Source organism: Klebsiella sp. Ech2A, assembly GCF_030078455.1.
Taxonomy (GTDB): Bacteria; Pseudomonadota; Gammaproteobacteria; order Enterobacterales; family Enterobacteriaceae; genus Klebsiella; species Klebsiella terrigena.
This window is the reverse complement of sequence record NZ_JAQGFU010000280.1, coordinates 1-4068: the sequence shown is the minus strand read 5'-3', so window position 1 is coordinate 4068 and position 4068 is coordinate 1. Positions and strand designations below refer to the sequence as shown.

Below are 4068 nucleotides of genomic sequence, written 5' to 3'. Positions count from 1 at the left end.
TCAACTGCCAGTGCCAGTTCAGCAGCTGGTTAATCTGCCTTCTTGACGCCAGCAGCTCGGCGCTCAGCCCCGTTTCGCTACTCACTTCCTGCACCAGCGCCTTAATCTCTTTGAAGACCTTGCGGTATCCCGGCATATCGATCAGGTTTTGCAGCGGCTCAGGCAACGCCTCTTCCGGCAGCTCCTGCGCCTTCGCCACCAGGCTTATCAGCGTCTTGCCGTGAAAACGAATTTCGCTGCCCGACAGCCCGAGGCTATCGAGCTCGCCGAGGCTGCCGGGCATATAGCGCGCCACGCTCCACAGATGCTCTTCACGCACGACGAAATTCACCGCCATGTCGCGATCGCGCGCTTTGCGCAGCCGCCACTCCGCCAGCAGCTGCAGGCAGCCGAGCTGGCGGGTGCGAAGCTGCCAGGCGTTGCCGATCTCGCGCCACACCTGCGACGGGTCCTGTATTTCCTGGCGGCGCTGCTGCATCAGACGACATTCGTCCAGCGCAGCGGGCAGCCAGCCGGCGGCTTCGGTTTCGGCCATCAGCCTGATGGCGATGGGTAACAGGTACCAGACGTCCGCCGCGGCATAGTCGCACTGGCGTTCGGTCAGCGGGCGGGCAAGCCAGTCGGTACGCGACTCGCTCTTATCCAGCGCCACGCCGGAGTACTCCTCGACCATCGAGGCAAAGCCCCATGACATCGGGCGCCCGCAGAAGGCCGCCAGAATTTGGGTGTCAATCAGCGGCTGCGGCATCAGGCTGAAGGTGTTGAGGAACACTTCCAGATCTTCACTACCGGCGTGGAGGTATTTGGTGACGTTTTGATTCAGCAGCAGTTCACGCATCGGTGCCCAATCGGTGATTTCCAGCGGATCGATGAGCGAAACCTGCTCGCCATCAAACAGCTGCAGCAGTCCCAGCTGTGGATAATAGGTGCGGGTGCGGACAAATTCCGTATCCAGCGCAACCGCAGCTGCCGCGCTTGCCGCTTCACAGACGGCGCGAAGACCGTCGTTGGTGGTAATCATCTGATAGTTCAAATCATGCTCTCTTAACTGGCGCCCATAAAAAACGCCGGCTTAGCCGGCGTCTGGCGATTCACTCTTAGCTCAGGCTTTATTGTCTACTTTAGCGCGAGCTTCGTCACGAAGTTCTCGCCGTAAAATTTTCCCGACGTTCGATTTTGGCAGCTCATCACGAAACTCAACCAGCTTGGGAACCTTATAGCCCGTCAGCTGGCGGCGGCAGAAGGCGATCAGCGCCTCTTCGGTCAGCGTCGCCTCTTTCTTGACGACAAAAATCTTCACCGCTTCGCCGCTGCTGCCGGACGGTACGCCCACCGCAGCCACTTCCTGAACGCCGGAGTGCTGCATCACCACGTCTTCAATTTCGTTGGGATAGACGTTAAATCCGGAAACCAGAATCATATCTTTCTTACGATCGACAATCCGCAGGAAGCCATCGTCGTCCATCACCGCGATATCGCCGGTGTGCAGCCAGCCGTCTTTGATGATTTCAGCGGTGGCGTCCGGACGCTGCCAGTAACCCAGCATCACCTGCGGGCCTTTCACGCACAGCTCGCCCGGCTCGCCCGGGGCGACTTCGTTATCGTCATCGTCCACCAGCTTCGCTTCGGTCGACGGCACCGGAAGCCCAATGCTCCCGCTGTGGTAGTCAATATCATGCGGGTTAACGCTAACCAGCGGCGCGCACTCGGTGAGGCCGTAACCCTCCAGCAGATACTGTCCGGTGAGCTTCACCCAGCGTTCGGCCACCACCTGCTGAACCGGCATCCCGCCGCCGGCGGAGAGGTGCAGCGTGGAGAAGTCGAGCTGCTGAAACTCTTTGTTATTCAGCAGCGCGTTAAACAGGGTATTGACCCCGGTCATCGCGGTAAACGGATATTTAGCCAGCTCCTTCACCAGCCCCGGAATATCCCGCGGGTTGGTAATCAGCAGGTTCTGCCCGCCAAGCTCGATAAACAGCAGGCAGTTCATGGTCAGCGCAAAAATGTGGTACAGCGGTAAAGCCGTCACCACCAGCTCTTTGCCTCGGTGCAGCAGCGGCCCGTAGGTGGCGTTGACCTGCTCAAGGTTGGCCAGCATATTGCGATGGGTCAGCATGGCCCCTTTCGCTACGCCGGTCGTCCCGCCGGTGTACTGCAGGAAAGCCAGGTCTTCACAGACGATTTCCGGTTTGACGTACTGCATCCGGTAGCCGTGCTGCAGCGCGCTGCGAAACGAAATGGCGTCGGGCAGATGATATTTCGGCACCAGCCGCTTGATATACTTGACGACGAAGTTAACCAGGGTCCCTTTCGCCGTCGACAGCTGATCGCCCATTCGCGTCAGGATAACGTGCCTGACCTGGGTTTTATCGACCACCTTCTCGAGGGTATGCGCAAAGTTTGAGACGATCACAATCGCCGCGGCGCCGCTGTCGTTAAGCTGATGCTCAAGCTCGCGCGGCGTATACAGCGGGTTGACGTTAACCACGATCATCCCCGCGCGCAGGATCCCGAACAGCGCGATGGGGTACTGCAGCAGGTTAGGCATCATCAGCGCCACGCGGTCGCCCTTTTGCAGCCCCAGGCCCTGCTGAAGGTAAGCGGCGAAGGCGCGGCTGCGCTCCTCCAGCTTACGATAGGTCATCACCTCACCCATGTTGATAAACGCCGGCTGGTCGGCATAGCGCGTGGCGGCGTGTTCAAACAATTCAACCAGGGATTGATAGCGGTCAGGATTTATCTCCGCAGGAACATCGGCGGGATAACGGTTTAGCCAAACCTTTTTCACTGCATCACCTCTGAAATAGTTATTCGTCGTCATCACAGCCCCTGATCAACAAACATTCTGTTAACATTATATTAACTCAGCGTACCAGTTTATTAATTAGGCGTTTTGCAGGTTGCGAAGCGCGTCACTATTTATTTTTCTTATCAGACCAAAAATGACGAAACAGCGGACAGGCCGCTGTTTCTTTTAGCTTTCAAATAGCTTATAAAAACCGCAAAATCATTCAGTTACCACACTTCTTACTTCCGCAGGGCCTGGATTATACCAGCCCCAGCCGCCGTAGCCCCATGGGGATGGGCCGTAGCCCCAGCGACGCGGGCCGACCATCCACGGGTCAATCGGCTGCGGCGGCATAACCACCTGCTGGACAACGTTCCAGCGCTTATAGCCGGTGGCGTTCATCTGCATAAACTTGTACGGCGTGCCGCCGACCTTACCGTCGACAGCGCCGGTAATCGGGCCAACTACCGTCACCAGGTGACCGCGAAAGTCGACCGGGTCAAGGAAGCCGTTAACGTCGGCGAAGATGCGCCCGCGCGAAGGCTCGCCCAGCTCGGGTCGAGCGGCGCTGTCCAGCGGCACCGTGGCAATTTCTAAGCGGGTTTTGCCCTGCTGATTCGTGATGTTGACCACTTTGCCGCCAAAGCGAGCTTCCTGGCCAACGTACAGCTGCGGTGCGGCCATAACCCGCACTAAATCCTGCTGCGGCGTCGGGGTAGAGCCTTTGATGGCATCCGGTACCGAAACGCAGCCACTTAACGCGGCGGCAGCGGCGCCCGCCAACAGCCAACGTACTACTTTAGTTTGACCCGCCATGATGCGACTCCTTCTCTCAGTCTTATGCTTACTGAGATTCATCCACGGCCAGGAAGTTTCTTCCAGGCCACGTTGTTACGCAAATAAACCGGCTCGGCGTGCTCTACGGCAACGGTTTTGCCAACGGAAAGCAGATGGCAGGCCAGCGGCAGCATGTCTTCCGCTGCCGGCAGCGCAATTTCGCCGTCGGTTAAGGTCAGCGAGGAGTCCTTCGCCAGATCGGGCCATGCCGGCCAGCCGGTGCCAACCGTTGCCCAGCTTCCCTCCAGCTGCTGCAAACGCTCGCTGACGGCCTCCGGCTTGAGGACCGCTTCGGTCTCTTCGCCGTGCCAGACGCCCCGTTCGTCGCGCTGATATTCCGCCCAGTAAACCTCGCCCATGCGCGCATCAAGGGCGGCCAGCACGCGGGTGGCGCCGAACTGCCGATGATCGGCGTTTCTACGCTGGCCACCATGGCGCAGGGC

General features: G+C 58.9%; 4 protein-coding genes. All 4 read right to left on the bottom strand.

Features of this window, described 5'->3' with window-relative positions:
- A partial coding sequence (gene rnd, locus PFH44_RS25365; RefSeq protein WP_283826538.1) for a ribonuclease D occupies positions 1-1021 on the bottom strand: 1021 nt, incomplete at its 3' end.
- Between the two features lie 81 nt (positions 1022-1102).
- The gene (gene fadD / locus PFH44_RS25360; protein ID WP_128879497.1) at positions 1103-2788 is read right to left on the bottom strand and encodes a long-chain-fatty-acid--CoA ligase FadD; all 1686 of its coding nucleotides are present in this window, start codon (positions 2786-2788) and stop codon (positions 1103-1105) included.
- A 219-nt stretch (positions 2789-3007) separates the two neighbouring features.
- On the bottom strand, positions 3008-3604 hold the full coding sequence (locus PFH44_RS25355) for a Slp family lipoprotein (protein ID WP_283826537.1): 597 nt from the start codon (positions 3602-3604) through the stop codon (positions 3008-3010).
- Positions 3605-3642: 38 nt separating this feature from the next.
- Positions 3643-4068: tRNA (adenosine(37)-N6)-threonylcarbamoyltransferase complex dimerization subunit type 1 TsaB (tsaB, locus tag PFH44_RS25350; RefSeq protein WP_283826536.1), on the bottom strand; the 426-nt coding region annotated here is incomplete at its 5' end.